Annotated in this window: 13 protein-coding genes; 12 read left to right on the top strand and 1 reads right to left on the bottom strand. The window is 43.4% G+C overall.

Annotation, left to right across the window (positions count from 1 at the left end; translation table 11 throughout):
* The first annotated feature begins 389 nt into the window (after nt 1–389).
* The 7 genes from MF542_RS16765 to MF542_RS16735 all read left to right on the top strand — a co-directional run bounded on the left by MF542_RS16765 (nt 390) and on the right by MF542_RS16735 (nt 9,088).
* The gene (locus tag MF542_RS16765; RefSeq protein WP_247021595.1) at nt 390–2,726 is read left to right on the top strand and encodes a heavy metal translocating P-type ATPase; all 2,337 of its coding nucleotides are present in this window, start codon (nt 390–392) and stop codon (nt 2,724–2,726) included.
* A 10-nt stretch (nt 2,727–2,736) separates the two neighbouring features.
* Nucleotides 2,737–3,144, top strand: coding sequence for a heavy metal-responsive transcriptional regulator (locus MF542_RS16760; RefSeq protein ID WP_247021593.1), 408 nt, complete (start codon nt 2,737–2,739; stop codon nt 3,142–3,144).
* 613 nt (nt 3,145–3,757) lie between these two features.
* Entirely contained in the window at nt 3,758–5,863 is a 2,106-nt protein-coding gene (locus MF542_RS16755; protein ID WP_247021591.1) for a TonB-dependent receptor, read from the top strand.
* Between the two features lie 98 nt (nt 5,864–5,961).
* Nucleotides 5,962–7,017 carry a DUF2231 domain-containing protein gene (locus MF542_RS16750; RefSeq protein WP_247021589.1) on the top strand — a complete coding sequence of 352 codons (1,056 nt, stop codon included), beginning with the start codon at nt 5,962–5,964 and terminating at the stop codon, nt 7,015–7,017.
* A 47-nt stretch (nt 7,018–7,064) separates the two neighbouring features.
* Nucleotides 7,065–7,799, top strand: coding sequence for a PepSY domain-containing protein (locus tag MF542_RS16745; protein ID WP_247021587.1), 735 nt, complete (start codon nt 7,065–7,067; stop codon nt 7,797–7,799).
* 136 nt (nt 7,800–7,935) lie between these two features.
* Nucleotides 7,936–8,355: a MerR family transcriptional regulator gene (locus tag MF542_RS16740; protein WP_247021585.1), complete on the top strand. Its 420-nt coding sequence runs from the start codon at nt 7,936–7,938 to the stop codon at nt 8,353–8,355.
* Nucleotides 8,315–9,088, top strand: coding sequence for a helix-turn-helix domain-containing protein (locus tag MF542_RS16735; protein ID WP_247021583.1), 774 nt, complete (start codon nt 8,315–8,317; stop codon nt 9,086–9,088). Before MF542_RS16740 ends, MF542_RS16735 begins: the two co-directional genes overlap by 41 nt.
* Here MF542_RS16735 and MF542_RS16730 read toward each other — a convergent pair.
* Complete coding sequence (locus MF542_RS16730; protein ID WP_247021581.1) at nt 9,051–9,917, bottom strand: sterol desaturase family protein; 867 nt, start codon at nt 9,915–9,917, stop codon at nt 9,051–9,053. The two genes, MF542_RS16735 and MF542_RS16730, sit on opposite strands and share 38 nt — an antisense overlap.
* 1,212 nt (nt 9,918–11,129) lie before the next feature.
* On the opposite strand from MF542_RS16730, the gene MF542_RS16725 reads away from it, so the two are divergent.
* The 5 genes from MF542_RS16725 to MF542_RS16705 form a co-directional block, all read left to right on the top strand.
* Nucleotides 11,130–11,552 carry a heavy metal-responsive transcriptional regulator gene (locus MF542_RS16725; protein ID WP_247021579.1) on the top strand — a complete coding sequence of 141 codons (423 nt, stop codon included), beginning with the start codon at nt 11,130–11,132 and terminating at the stop codon, nt 11,550–11,552.
* Nucleotides 11,542–12,609, top strand: a complete 1,068-nt coding sequence (locus MF542_RS16720; protein WP_247021577.1) for a permease — start codon at nt 11,542–11,544, stop codon at nt 12,607–12,609. The genes MF542_RS16725 and MF542_RS16720 overlap by 11 nt, the downstream gene beginning before the upstream one ends.
* A gap of 83 nt (nt 12,610–12,692) precedes the next feature.
* A complete protein-coding gene (locus MF542_RS16715; protein ID WP_247021575.1) occupies nt 12,693–13,868 on the top strand; it encodes a DJ-1/PfpI family protein in 1,176 nt (391 codons plus the stop codon).
* Nucleotides 13,869–13,913: 45 nt separating this feature from the next.
* Nucleotides 13,914–14,603, top strand: a complete 690-nt coding sequence (locus MF542_RS16710; protein WP_247021573.1) for a winged helix-turn-helix domain-containing protein — start codon at nt 13,914–13,916, stop codon at nt 14,601–14,603.
* The coding region (locus MF542_RS16705) for a hypothetical protein (protein ID WP_247021571.1) at nt 14,593–14,969 on the top strand (377 nt) is incomplete at its 3' end. The genes MF542_RS16710 and MF542_RS16705, both read left to right, overlap by 11 nt.

The following is a 14,969-nucleotide window of genomic DNA, read 5'->3' as shown; positions in this document are numbered from 1 at the left end:
TGTATTGGATATGCTCCAAATGCACAGCGACGCTATCCATAGAAATTATTTCTTCAAGCTCAGGACAACACGAATGGTCCACTGTACTAGCTAGCGCAGTGGAAGTAATTACGATTGTCAGCATCATGAATGATACGATGCCTTTTATGAACTCGTAGAATCGCATGGTTCAAATTTATAGCCTTGAACCATGGTTCAGGGTCAAGGGTAGAAAATATCTTTCCTCGAAATCCCGCGTTTAGGCAGAAAATATAGATGTAATTCTATCTGAAACTGTTTGTAAGTCTAAGCTAAGCTCTAAAGTCAATACACCTTGCTCTTCCAGTTACTGGAAGTTTTAGACTCGCTCCATCCTTAAATGAACTGTGAAAGGTGAAGGATTGGAGCCGATGAATTTAAAGCAAGATAACCTAGACTTATGTCATGACATCGAAATTGTCAGAGATCCTGTTTGCGGCATGGCAGTAGACAAACCATCTGCCGAATTCTTCGAAATTCATGCCGGGATTCAACATTACTTTTGCTCAAAAAAATGTAGAGAAAAGTTTGTTGCACACCCCAATCAATACACTAATCCAGAAGCGCTTCCAGATACCTTTCCTGACGGAACTGAATATACATGTCCCATGCACCCGGAAATCTTGCAGATTGGCCCCGGCACATGCCCTAAATGCGGTATGGCACTGGAACCGAAAGGTATACCTGCAACAAACATGGATACTAACCCTGAGTTCATTGATTTCAAAAAAAGGTTCTGGATTGGCGCACTTTTAACTATTCCGCTTTTGATACTCTCTATGGGACCGTTTGTTGGATTAGGATTCATAAGAGATCTTTTGGGAGAACGTTTAACACTTTGGACCGAGCTAGTCTTAGGCACTCCAGTGATACTATGGTCCGGAGCACCTTTTTTTCAGCGCGGGATCCAATCCATTCAACTCAAAAGCCTTAATATGTTCACTCTCATCGCAATGGGTGTGGGAGCTGCGTATTTATTTAGTATTTCGGCAGTTATTTTTCCTGAAACGTTCCCGGATGGTTTCAGAGATGCCGATGGTAATGTTGGTGTCTATTTTGAAGCAGGAGCAGTAATCATTGTTTTAGTGCTTCTTGGCCAGCTAATGGAACTAGGAGCTCGAGAGAAAACGGGGTCGGCAATAAAAGCATTGCTGGATTTAGCTGCAAAAACAGCTCGAATTATTGCTGAAGATGGTTCTGAAACAGAAGTTCCTCTAGAAAAAGTTGAGCCTAGTATGAAAATCAGAATTCGTCCAGGAGATAAAATACCTGTGGATGGCACGGTCTTAGAAGGTCGTTCTTCTGTAGACGAGTCCATGATTTCTGGCGAGCCAGTACCCGTTGAAAAAACTATTGGAGATAATGTTACAGGGGCGACAATCAACGGTACAGGTAGCCTGATTATTGTAGCTAAGCGAGTAGGTGCAGATACTACGTTGAGTCAAATCATCGAGATGGTGGCAAATGCACAGAGATCTCGAGCGCCTATTCAAAAACTAGCTGACGCAGTTGCGGGCCAATTTGTTCCCATAGTGATTTTGATCGCTGTTTTGTCCTTTTTATCATGGGCCTTGTGGGGACCCGCACCGGCATTATCCTATGGTCTTGTTGCTGCTGTGGCAGTTCTTATCATCGCATGTCCATGTGCTCTGGGTTTAGCGACACCAATGTCAATTATGACGGCCACGGGTAAAGGCGCTCAAGTTGGTATTCTGATCAAAAATGCCGAAGCTCTAGAACGCTTCGCAAAAGTGGACACTTTAATTGTAGATAAAACTGGAACACTAACTGAAGGAAAGCCGAAATTAGTTGATATTATTCCCGAAGAGGGTTTTTCGGATACGGAGCTTCTATCACTTGCTGCAAGCCTGGAGAAAGGTTCTGAACATCCTCTTGCTGAGGCGATTGTTACAGGAGCAATCGATCAACATATTGCCCTCCAGAACATTGAAGAATTTGAAGCCATCACAGGCAAGGGGGTTATTGGTAAAATTCAAGGTAAGAAGGTTGCCTTAGGCAATACTAAAATGGCTGCCGACCTGGGGTTAGAAACAGGTCATCTTTCAAACTTAGCAGATGGTCGGAGAAATTTAGGGCAGACGGTCATGTTCATCGTCGTTGAAAATAACTTAGCCGGCTTGATAGCTGTTGCGGACCCTATTAAGAAATCCGCCGAAGTAGCTTTACGTCTTCTGCAGAGCGAAGGCTTTCAGATTATCATGGCCACAGGTGACAATTTCAAAACTGCAAAGGCCGTAGCTGACAAGCTTGGAATAGACAACGTTCAGGCAGATATTTTACCTGAAGATAAAGCAAAAATTATCAGAGAATTGCAGGGCAAAGGACACATAGTTGCTATGGCTGGTGATGGTGTGAATGACGCACCTGCTTTGGCTCAAGCTGATGTCGGAATAGCCATGGGAACTGGCGCTGATGTTGCCATAGAAAGCGCCGGTTTCACGCTGGTTAAAGGAGATCTTACTGGTGTCGTCCGAGCCAGTAGATTGGCAAAAGCTACAATGAGTAATATCAAACAAAACCTATTTTTTGCTTTAGCATACAACGCCGCAGGAGTTCCCGTAGCAGCTGGAGTTCTATATCCTTTCTTAGGTATATTGATTTCCCCTATATTTGCCGCAGCAGCCATGAGTTTGAGTTCTATTTCGGTCATTGGCAATTCGCTAAGACTACGAAATATAGAGCTATAGAGGTGTAGCCATGGCGTATCTTACTATTGGGAAAGTTGCGAAAAAAACGGGCGTTGGCGTAGAAACTATCCGTTATTATGAGAGGAGCGGTATTCTATCTAAACCAGACAGATTACCCTCTGGCTACCGAGTATATACGGAAGAAAACATTAAACAGTTGCTTTTCCTTCGTAAAGCTCAAGCTCTAGGTTTTACACTAGGAGAAATCTCCGATCTATTGTCACTGTCAACAGACCCAACTTCAAATTGTGAGCAGATTAACGATTTGGCCAAGGAGAAAATACTGCAAATAGAAGAAAAAATAGCAATATTACAGAACATGCGACGAGATCTTGATGCTATTGCTCAATATTGTCCTGCGAATTCCCAACCGATTTCGGATTGCTCCATCATCAATCATTTATACGGAAATTCCTGAACAGGCTTTTTAACCAAGCTCAATAAAACGCTTGACCCTGAACCATGGTCAAACGTTAGGCTCCTCAATCATCAGTACTATTTGTAGTTATATCAGAAGGCTTCAAGGTAGCGGTTTGACATTATGAAACCCTCTCCATTTATATATGTTTTGCAAATTGTAATATGGATTGTTTCACCAACAATCACATTGCAAAATGGAGACCTATATTCTGTTCACGATGAAACAACATCGCATTATTCGCCTTCTTCGTTCGACGCTCCCAATAGGCATCCAATTGTAGAAATAAATGAATTAGAATTTAGAAGCCTTGCCGCTTTGCATCTTAATTTATCCATTGATACCGAAGAAACTCACCCTCATGCATATACAGATAGTTGTTGCGATGCCGGAGGAGTTCTTTGTGATTCAGGGTTGGAATTGATCGCATTGTCAATGAACCTGAATACCAATCGCAACTATGTAGATTGGGATACTACCTCTTGTGTGAGCGCAATACCCTCATCATTAGTTCACCCTCCAAAACCCGTTTCCTTACTCATTCATTCATAAGGAATTCCGCGTCTATTGCGTGGAATAGGAAGATTTGGGCTTAGCCCATATGGAGGAAACTATGATCAAATATAGTCATTCAAAATCTATCAAACTACTATCAAGTTGTGCGCTTTTAACCCTTTCAAGCACGGCATTTGCAACCGAGAAAAGCAATCAAGACGGCTTGCTTGAAGAAGTAATCGTTACAGCACAGAAGCGCGAATCCAGCCTGCAGGATACACCTGTGAGCATCAGTGCTTTGTCTGGTGATGTAATGGCTGCTATCGGCATCAGAAACATTGAAGATTTTACATTTTTTGTTCCTGGCATCACCGTTACAAATGACTCCATGGCAATTGTGAATATCCGCGGTGTTGGTACATCCGCTTTTGGTGTTGCGACTGATCCGAGTTCAACTGTTCAGATTGACGGCGTTTACCAGCCTCGTCCAACTACCGGTTATCAGGATATGTTTGACATTGAACGTGTTGAACTGCTCCGTGGTCCACAAGGGGTATTATTTGGTCGAAACTCAACAGGTGGTACGCTGAATATTATTTCCAAAGCTCCAACTGATGAATGGGAAGGCGCACTAGGCGTAACATTAGGAAACTTCAACAAGCGTACATTCAGCGGCACGCTATCTGGACCACTAAGCGATAAAGTCAGAGCAAGGGCAACAGTTCTTAAGAATGATCGGGATGGTATTTACACCGATATTCTTTCTGATGACACCTATCAAGATCAGGATAATTTCGGCGCACGCGCAACTATTGCTATCGATGTTTCTGATGAATTTGAAGTGGTTCTGAGAGGTGACTTTACCAACGAACGGGAAACTGGTTTCCCAGCAGTACGTACCTTCTATCCACAAAGCTTTGCTGATGCTGGTGCGACAATTCCCACAGGCGACCGGGAAGTAGCTTTCGACACTACACCTGTTAGCAATCTTGAAGTTTGGGGTGTTTCTTCAACAGCTACATGGAGTGGTGAAGATATTACTTTCAAATCTATCACTTCATATAGAGAAAGCGATATCGCCCAAGTTATCGATGCGGATGCTACAGACCTTTCGCTGTTTGATATCAATTTCAGAGAACAATCACGTTCCTTCACGCAGGAAATCCAGTTTTCCAACAATGAACCAGAAAAGCTCGAATGGATTGTTGGTGCCTTTTTCCTGAACGAAGATGGTACAGGCGGAATTGATCTGATCTTCCAAGACCCCACCATTGAAATTCCTGAAAGAAATGTAACCAACGCTTATGCGCTTTTCGGTCAAGGAACTTACTCTATTACAGACCGTTTCAGAGCGACTTTTGGTCTTCGCTATAGCTATGAGAAGAAAAGCTATGATTTCGCGACCATAGTTAACGGTACCGAAGTCGATGGTGGGTCACCAGAAGATAGCTGGAAAGCCTGGACGCCTCGTTTCGCTCTTGACTATGATATCAGCGATGATGTGTTGCTATATGCTTCAGCAACACGCGGCTTCAAATCTGGTGGCTTCCAGTTGGGTGATGCTGGTTCCTTCGACCCAGAATATCTATGGAGCTATGAAGCAGGTCTTAAGTCCACATTGTTTGATCGTCGTCTACGAGCCAATATCGGCGCGTTCAGGTACGATTACACCAACTTGCAGGTTGTTGAATATGTTGGTGGTGTCGCGACAACTTCCAACGCTGGTAAAGCGACAATTAACGGCCTTGAAGGTGAATTCGTTGCACGGGTGTCTGATGGTTTTGATCTGAATGCTACAGTTGCTTATCTTGATGCGACATACACAAACTTCTTTGAAGATGGTGTAGATTTCTCCGGTAATAGGCTCGCGAACTCTCCGAAGTGGGCGTATTCATTTGGAGCACAGTACCGATATTCAGTGCCTGATTTTGGTGAACTGACTTTCAGAACTGACTATGCTTGGCGCGACAATGTAGACTTTAAGCGCAACAACCAGCCTCAATTCCGTGCTGATACATATGCACTTCTGAATGCTCGCATTTCATATCTATCAGAGGACGGCAATTGGGAGGTTTCGCTTTATGGCCAAAACCTAACCAACAATAGGTATGTAACTTACATTACCTCAGGCAGGAATGTTTTGGGAGAAGCAGATGGCTCTCTTCCTGTATCGGTCTTTGGCGAACCACGCCAATACGGCATTCAACTCAAAAGAACCTTTTAAACAAGTTAGTAAACCGGCAGGCTTCGGCCTGCCGCGAGTTATTGTAATCTATGACCGCCGCCCACATTAAAGGAGTGGCTAATACAAATGGGAATAAAATGGACAATTTAATCATTCCAAACTGGCACCCCTTTTTAGTGCATTTCACTGTGGGCCTCATACTGTCGTCTACATTTTTTATGCTTGCTTCAAAGCTTAAGCCTGATTGGCAATCTTATGCAGAAACAGCAGGTAAATGGACACTATGGTTAGGTGCAATTATCACAGCATTTACACTTTGGGCGGGTTTTGATGCTTATAGCTCAGTTGCTCACGATGATATAGCCCACAAGGTTATGAAAGTGCACCGTTTATGGGCATTAGTTACAGCTGCAAGCATCCTTCTATTGGCCTTCTGGGTATATAAGGCAAAAACTATTTCCAACCTTACTATTGTACTAAGTGTGGTTGTTAGCGGTCTAGTCGGCGTAACTGGATACCTGGGTGCAGAACTTGTGTATCGACATGGCGTCGGTGTTATGCGTCTACCTGATACTTCTGGAGAAGGCCATGCTCATGCAGACGGTGCAAGCCACGATCATGGAGATACAGTTTCAAGTCAGCCGCAACATGACCACGGAAATACCAGTGCCGCCCCCAAAAAACACGATCATGGAAATCATGAAGAAAAGGGATCTGATTGCGGTACAGACCATGAAAACAATAAGCCAACTCACGATCACGGACCTGAGGCCTCAGGTGCTGAACATGATCATGGGAACCAACCAGCTACTACTTCTTTGCCTGGAAAGGCTGGGCCTGCAGAAATCGCAAGCCTGTTCTTTAATGCCCTACAAGCAGGTGATGTGAGTACCGTTTCCAGAGTACTGGCTGATGATGTAGTTATTATAGAGGGCGAACATGCTCAGCTAAGTAAAGCTAGTTATATGAATGGCCATATGAAGTCTGACATGGCATTTCTTCCAAACCTCAAACACGAAATTCTCTCCCGCGAAACAGGCATAATGGAAAATATAGCCTGGGTAACAACCTTTTCCCGACTTACGGGATCTTACAAAGGAAAAGAGATAGATCGTACCTCGCGAGAATTTCTGGTGCTCCAGAAAGTTCAGGGGAATTGGTACATCACTTTGATTCAATGGGCCGATAAGTAATTAAATCACCCTGCTGAATTTTCAGCAGGGTTTATTGGGAAAATGTCATGAAAAAAAGGCAGTGGCATACTTTGTTTGCCAAAACTCATAAATGGATTGGATTAATATTGGGAGTACAACTTGTCTTTTGGACCGTTGGTGGTCTCGTAATGACTTGGATTCCCATTGATACCGTAAGAGGCCAACACAAAGTTGCACCTCAGACGGAATTTATTTTTTCCAACAAACAAAATTTCATATCCATATCGGCCTTGCTGAAAAAAGCAGGGAACTCTGCAAAACAAATTGAATTCCGTAACTTTTTAGGGAACCCGGTTATCTACCTTGAACTCAACAATGGCCAAAGGCAGTTGAGAGATGCTCAAACTGGTAACCTGATTTCTCCTATTGGAGCAGATCTAGCTCAACAGGTAGCTCTGGCTGATTTCGCTCTCAATGCAAAAATCAAACGCGTTGTGGAGATAAGTGAAAAGAGTGTGGACTATCGTGGCCCTTTACCTGTGTGGCAGGTCACGTTTGATGATAAAGAGAATTCTGCAATTTATGTCTCCCCAGTAGAGGGCAAAGTTGTCGCACGGCGTTCATCTATATGGAGGTTTTACGACTTCTTCTGGATGCTCCACATTATGGATTACAACGAACGGCATGACACAAACAATTGGCTCGTTATTATTACATCGTTGTTTGCAGTTCTCTTTTCGATCAGTGGTATAGGGTTACTCTTTTTTCGCTTCTACCGAAGAGATTTTAATTTCCTCCTTGGGGAAAAAAAGAGGATTTAACTACCATACTTACAGAAGAACATTGAACCTCTTCTCACAATCATGACGGGGTTCAACTACCTTCTCAAATCGCTACATTTAACGTATGATGTTGCCTAGTTTTCCTAAAAGTGCCAGACGCACAGAAAGGGTTTTGATGGCAGTTTTTACTATCGGCAAACTAGCAGAACAGGCAGGTGTGGATGTCGCTACGATCCGTTATTACGAACGTAAAGGCTTTCTTCCCAAAGCAGAAAGACTCCCATCAGGATATCGAGTATACGATCACGATACTGTTGGAAAAATGCGATTTATTATGGAAGCAAAAAAGCTTGGTTTTACATTGAAAGAAATATCCGAGCTTTTTCAATTAACCGACAACCCTCATACAGACTGTGCGACGATTAACAGGAAGGCAGAGTCTAAGTTAAAGGAAGTACAAGCCAAAATCTCTCAACTTGAAAAAATGCAGGCAAGTTTGAAAACTTTGGCTAAATATTGTCCAGCTGATAACCGCCCCCTCAGCGAGTGTAGCATTGTTAACCACCTTTACGGCAATACAGAAAACCATTCGTGAGATATCAAACCCAAGTAGGCTTCATCCCATTCCTATGACTTATCATCGCACTGAAAAAAAATGGGTAGGTAAACTAAATCTGGGGTTAGGCTGGGCACACTATAGAGGCCCGGTTGGCGACACCCACCCTCATAGGCATTATCCTTTACAAGCCGTATTTTCTGCTGACGTTCCACTTGCAATGAATGTTGACGGTTCTGAAAAAACCACAAATGATTTCACTGTAATCCCTTCTAATACATTCCATCAGTTGAGGCCTACGCACCATGACGTAGATATTGTGTACGCTGAACCCACCCTTGTTCCACCTCAACTATTGCAGAAGTGCAATGTCAAGAAATGGTGTGCTTACCTAAGCAAGGCATCCCGTATTGTCTCTAATGGAAAAATTGAGCATGCTCTTACTCTTATTGAAGAGCAATTGATCAGTAACATCACGTTAGAAAACACCGCGCAACAAGCAGGCATGTCTAAAAGTTCTTTTAGTAATAAATTCCGCAATGCTACAGGGCTTCCTTTGAGGCGATATGTTCTTTGGCGTCGTCTTTGCAAAGCAGTTCATTTAACTGGAAAAGGTAATTCATTGACACAGGCCGCCCATGAAGCTGGCTTTTCAGATTCTGCACATTTCTCTCGAACTATGAAACAAACATTTGGTGTTTCTCCTTCTCAAGGAGTTCTGAATATCAATATAACTATTGCACCCGATCATTCGCTCGAGAAAAGGGCTTAAGCATCTGAGCTACATATTTAGTGGGATAATCAGGCTCTTTCTCTATCCCTAAATCTTCGGATGTAAAGATGCGATCAGCATCATAAACAGCCGTACCAAGCATTCGATCCCATATAGTCGTGAACAGGCCGAAATTTACATCGCCCTCAATTGGTCGCTTGATATGGTGAAATCGATGTAAGGGAGCAAGAGCAAGAAAATATCTCAAAGGGCCAATTTTCATATCTACATTACTATGCTGTAACAACAGTTGAACGGCTATTGCAAATGCTAGTAAAGCAGCGATCTCAACTGGTATTCCGAGAGCTACTAACGGGAAAGTACCTCCAATTGTTTCAAAAGCTTGATGTATAGGATGTTTCATTAAACCGTTGAAACCGTACATACGTTTGACCGAATGATGGACAGCATGAAATCGCCATAGGAACATGTTTTTATGGCTTGCATAATGGACAAGTGTGATTCCTAAATCTGATATAAAAACTGCTAGTAACAATTGTCCCCATATTGGCCATTCATCTGGCCAAAAATTTAGATGGGGAACAAAAGCCGCAATTATAGGCAAGAGTATTACCGACATACTGTTGGCGGCCTCATTTACACAAGCATGAAGGAGGTCTCTCACACTGTCATTATGTGCAGTATTCCAGTTTTTCTGGTAAGGAATCAGGTATTCTACAAAAAATGAAAGCATGATCGCCAAGGCCAACAACATTACTAAAAAATAGTAATCATACCCAGATACGACAATCTGAATGGCAATGTAATTGAAACCTATCAATGTGAATGGGACATATAAAATAGCCAAGCACACCCGCAATATCTTCATAATACGACTCCTATTAAAAAGGAGATAACCGTATCTATAGAGAAGAGTGCGTGCTTGAATAAATGGCCATGTTTAATGCATGAAACATCTTGGTAAAAAGCCGGCAGGCCGAGTGGTGACCTGCCGGAAGTTACGAACTCTGCACAGATGGCTCAATGCCAAGTTATCAAGAGAAATGGTGGCCTCATGACAACCTCTGTACAGAACTCAGGGTCTGTATATCCGCTGGTTTACAAGCTACACGCCCATCAAACTAAGCCCTGAGAAGAGAGCTTTTTGCGGTTGGTACGGTATCTCCCCTCTCAGGGCAGGTTGACCCGCACTGCTACCGTTGGGCCAACGTGGAAAGCTGGAATTTATGCAGGAGCAAAGTTTAAAGGGAATGATACTTTGCTCGCTTTCTTGGGAAGGGTGTAGTTCTTGGGAGTAGGATTGAACCACAAACTCTCATAAATTCCGGCTTTCTATACCAATTCGGGAGGGGGAATTAGCTGGTCCTCTACAAATCCAATATATGTCTTGGATATTCTGTCGAACACTATTTTTCCCGAGACATACTGCCTGAAAGGCTCTTCAACATCACACGCCTGATACTGAAGGCCAGTTCCGCAATATACATTACATAAGCCTTGCCCAGCCTTGGTACATTCACTGCCCTCAAGTGAATGAGGTACTATTGCCATAGCTGCTTCATGATGCATTTTGGGGCATGATAAGTTTGATTCTATGCTCGCAAGCGCTACCCCGTCGCTTCCCCCTATACACAGTGAGAATATAAAAAATATTGATAGGATGTTCTTTAACGCCTTCATACAACTCTTGATAACTTTTGACCTACCTACAGGGTCAAGAAAAAATATTTCATTATTTGCATAAAAAGCCGGGAGGCATAACCGCCTCCCGGAAGTAACCCTATACATACGATGCGAGGATTGGCCACATGAGGAACGTAACCGTATCAATTGAGGAAATAGTGTCAGGGCCTCAATTGAACATGCATAGGGGAAATACAGCCCTTCAAAGAAGGTCCGCAGTCAATCAGTAAAGGGATAGCCTTGGACCATGCTCCAAGGTCAATCATTAAATTAACCAATATTCTTCCAGCGTTCCAGCTCAGCGAATTAACCCTTGACCTTGTAGTAGAGTTCAAGGTGTAGGGTTCGACGAATCAATTTGACACCCTCATAGAAAATCAGGGTGTAGGAGACGAACATGAAGCATTTTACTATCGGTAAATTGGCCGCACACACAGGAGTTGGTGTTGAAACAATTCGTTATTACGAGCGTAGTGGTTTTCTTCCTGCTCCAGACAGGCTTTCATCTGGATATCGGGTTTATGGTGATGATACCGTAAACAAGGTACGTTTTATCCGAGAAGCTCAAACCCTTGGGTTTTCGTTATCTGAAATTAGCGAATTGTTGGCTTTAACAGGCAATCCTGAAGCAGACTGTGCGCAGGTAAACGACCGCGCTCAAACAAAGTTGCAAGAAATTGAGGAGAAAATTCAACGCTTACAGCTTATGCAAGCTAGCTTAGAACGGCTAGCCAAATATTGTCCCGCGGATGAACAGCCACTCAGCGAGTGTAGTATTATAAGTCATCTCTATGGTGAGGAGATCACTCATGACGGATAGTTGCTATTCCCAACAAGCCAACTCCAAATGCCATGGTAAACAAGGTAAGCCTGACTGGCTCCTGCGGGGATCATTAACTATGGTAGCTGCACTGTATTTAACGTATTTGGTGCAACCTGATATTCAGATGCAAATCGCTTGGCTTAAAACACTAAGTACTACGGTCTATGAACTTATCAATACCATTTGGTGGGGCATTACCATTGGGATTTTCATGGTAGCAGTCCTTGCTAAGATACCAAGAGAATTTGTTATTTCTATCTTTGGACGCCATGGTGGATTTGGCGGGATTGTCAGAGCTACTTTAGGAGGGGTTCTACTTGATCTATGTAGTCATGGTATCTTAATGGTTGCTGCCAAATTATATGAGCGAGGCGCCACAGCAGGACAAGTTATTGCTTTTCTTGTTGCAAGTCCCTGGAATAGCTTTTCTTTGACGATAGTGCTCATTGCGCTGATTGGTCTCAATTGGGCTTTAGCGTTTATTGGCCTTTCATTGGTGATCGCAATTATATCTGGGCTATTGTTCGATTGGTTGGTTAAAGAAGGAAAGCTTCCCCAAAACCCCAACACTCTAGACTTACCTGAAGAGTTCAAATTTTGGCCCGCAGCTATTGCAGGTATCAAAGCGACAAGGTTTGATTCCACATACTTCAAGGATTTGCTCATCACGGGTATAAAAGATAGTCGAATGGTTATTCGTTGGATTTTATTTGGTGTAGTACTAGCTGCCTTAATTCGCGCGTTTGTTGATACAGCAAGCTTTCAAACATACTTTGGACCTACCCTTGCCGGGCTTGGTCTGACTGTACTGGTAGCAACCATTATAGAAGTATGTTCAGAGGGTAGTACACCAATCGCAGCTGACCTCCTCACTCGAGCAAATGCACCAGGAAACAGTTTCGCATTTCTAATGACCGGTGTGTCGACAGATTATACAGAAATCATGATTTTAAAAGACACAGCAAAATCCTGGAAATTTGCCCTTTTCCTTCCTGTTATCACTTTGCCACAAGTACTGACCATCAGCTGGTTGATCAATCTAGGAGCAACATGAAAAACTTTTAATCTAAGTCGAAGATTCTTTTAATGAGCAAACAGTAGCGTGCCGTCACTCATCAAATAAAGGAAACGATAGTGATGGCATTCTCCTTAAAGCACACCACGATTGGATTGGTGTTAACGACAGCCTGTCTCGGCCTCTTCGCCGAAATACAACAACCCGATAAAACACACGCGCAAGAAGTGTATGTTAAATCCGAAAACAAAACATCAGACCATGTCAGCCGACGTGAAACCCGAGTAACACAGCGATATAAATCAAATCATACAAAGGACCAGATGGTTCTCAAGAAGGTGCCATCTCCCCTCGTCGGATACTGGCACGGAGAGATGCCAATGGTTTCTCATACACATCCCATCAGTTTCGAAGTTACCCAGAAACGGCAAGGTCTGGAAGCCACCTTTACTTATATGGGCATGGATACGAGAGCGATGGAAAATAAGCCAAGCACTGATATCCACTTTGCAGCAGACGGCAAGAACATCCGCTTCCTTCTTGCTGACGCGGGTATTCAGTTCCAAGGAACACTGATTACCGCCGGAGAAATAGAAGGCACACTCGATTGGTTAGGACGCAAGCAACTAATGCGCTTCAAACAGAAGGATATCCTCGCTGAGGTCAAAACCGATGACCATCATATGATGACAACTGACACAATGAATGTTGCCATATTGGTGTTCGATGGCGTTGATGTTCTTGATTGGGCAGGCCCTATGGAAGTTTTTGCAAACGCTCACGTCTTCAATGCATATACGGTTGCCCCTTTAAATAAAGCTTATGAAGGCATGGGTCATAGAATTATCCCAGAATATAGTTTCGCTAATATGCCCGATGCAGATATTCTCATAATTCCAGGTGGGTCCGTTGCCTCTATCCTCCACCAACAAGAGACCATAGATTGGATCAAAGAAACCTCAGCTAAAAGCGCTATCACCATGTCTGTTTGCAATGGCGTGCTCATTCTAGGTGGTTCTTCTATGTTGGATGGTTTGCAAACCACCACTCACGGAGCCTGGATGGAATGGCTCACAGCCATGGCTGCAGAACAAGGGTTTGAAGCTATTAGAGGTCCACGTTTCGTTGATAATGGGAAAATTTTAACCACTGCCGGTGTTTCGTCAGGCATCGACGGGGCCCTTCATCTGGTAGCTAGATTAAAAGGATTGAAGGTTGCAAAAATGGCGGCCAGAAATATGGAATATGACTGGCAGCCAGAAGACACTGGTCAATATAAAGAAACTATAGAAGACTAGCCTTGCACAAGAAGGCTTTCAGTTCGGGAACAACAGGTAGATAAGATGCATCTTTTGCTCATTGAAGACGACCCAGGCGTTGCAGAATATCTGATTAAAGGGCTCCGAGAATTAGGGCATAGCATTGATCACGTCAGTAACGGGCGCGATGGCCTCACTCTAGCAATGGATCAAAAATACGATATTCTAATTGTCGATAGAATGCTTCCCGAACTGGATGGCCTGTCTATTATCAAAGCGCTTCGCGCCGTGGATAACAAAGTTCCTATCTTAATCCTGTCCGCCCTTGCGGATGTTGATGAACGTGTGAAAGGCCTTAAAAGCGGTGGTGATGATTATCTTGTAAAACCTTTTGCCTTTAGTGAGCTAACAGCTCGGCTTGAAGTGCTCATGCGCCGCTCTGAACCACTTTCTTCAAACCAGGAAAACTCAAGGCTAACCATCGGTGATTTAGAAATGAATCTCCTCACTAGAGAGGTAACGCGAGCTGGCAGGAAAATCGATTTAAAAACCAGAGAATTCACACTTCTCGAACAATTGCTAAAAAACCCTGATCGAGTTCAGACACGAACTATGCTGCTAGAAAATGTGTGGGGCTATAACTTTACCACCAACACCAATGTTATCGATGTTCATATGAGCAATCTGAGAAAAAAGATCGATCACGACTTTGACCACCCCCTCCTACATACGGTTCGGGGCATAGGGTACAAGGTATCAAACAATGTTGAATAGTTATATTGGCCGTATGGTTGCCATATACGGTATCGCAGCTTTCATGGCTATTGCTACGTTGAGCCTGTATCTAGATAGGTGGTTTGATCGCCAAATCGAAGAAACCACGGCAGACATTTATGCCTGCGAACTATGCCCTTTCGAAGCTATCTATCAAGAGCAAGGCCTCAGCCCTTTACTAAAAGAATTGAACATTTATGCACAAACCACCGGGCTTCGATACCGTTTAGATAAAAATGGTGTTCCAGAAAAAGGCGACCTTCCCAACGAGGCATTGGTATCAAATGCAGCCACCTATCTTGAACAAACAGCTCTCGATACTGAATACACGCTTACAGTGGAATACTACAAAATGGTCTCTGCTGA

This window comes from Kordiimonas laminariae, assembly GCF_023008165.1.
Taxonomy (GTDB): Bacteria; Pseudomonadota; Alphaproteobacteria; order Sphingomonadales; family Kordiimonadaceae; genus Kordiimonas; species Kordiimonas laminariae.
Note: the sequence above shows the minus strand (reverse complement) of the source record. Positions and strands in the feature narration are given on the sequence as shown.

Excerpts from the sequence above, each read along its gene's own strand:
- MF542_RS16765 (WP_247021595.1), top strand. The coding sequence starts at position 390 with ATGAATTTAAAGCAAGATAACCTAGACTTATGTCATGACATCGAAATT.
- MF542_RS16760 (WP_247021593.1), top strand. The coding sequence starts at position 2,737 with ATGGCGTATCTTACTATTGGGAAAGTTGCGAAAAAAACGGGCGTTGGC.
- MF542_RS16755 (WP_247021591.1), top strand. The coding sequence starts at position 3,758 with ATGATCAAATATAGTCATTCAAAATCTATCAAACTACTATCAAGTTGT.
- MF542_RS16750 (WP_247021589.1), top strand. The coding sequence starts at position 5,962 with ATGGACAATTTAATCATTCCAAACTGGCACCCCTTTTTAGTGCATTTC.
- MF542_RS16745 (WP_247021587.1), top strand. The coding sequence starts at position 7,065 with ATGAAAAAAAGGCAGTGGCATACTTTGTTTGCCAAAACTCATAAATGG.
- MF542_RS16740 (WP_247021585.1), top strand. The coding sequence starts at position 7,936 with ATGGCAGTTTTTACTATCGGCAAACTAGCAGAACAGGCAGGTGTGGAT.
- MF542_RS16730 (WP_247021581.1), bottom strand. The coding sequence starts at position 9,917 with ATGAAGATATTGCGGGTGTGCTTGGCTATTTTATATGTCCCATTCACA.
- MF542_RS16725 (WP_247021579.1), top strand. The coding sequence starts at position 11,130 with ATGAAGCATTTTACTATCGGTAAATTGGCCGCACACACAGGAGTTGGT.
- MF542_RS16720 (WP_247021577.1), top strand. The coding sequence starts at position 11,542 with ATGACGGATAGTTGCTATTCCCAACAAGCCAACTCCAAATGCCATGGT.
- MF542_RS16715 (WP_247021575.1), top strand. The coding sequence starts at position 12,693 with ATGGCATTCTCCTTAAAGCACACCACGATTGGATTGGTGTTAACGACA.
- MF542_RS16710 (WP_247021573.1), top strand. The coding sequence starts at position 13,914 with ATGCATCTTTTGCTCATTGAAGACGACCCAGGCGTTGCAGAATATCTG.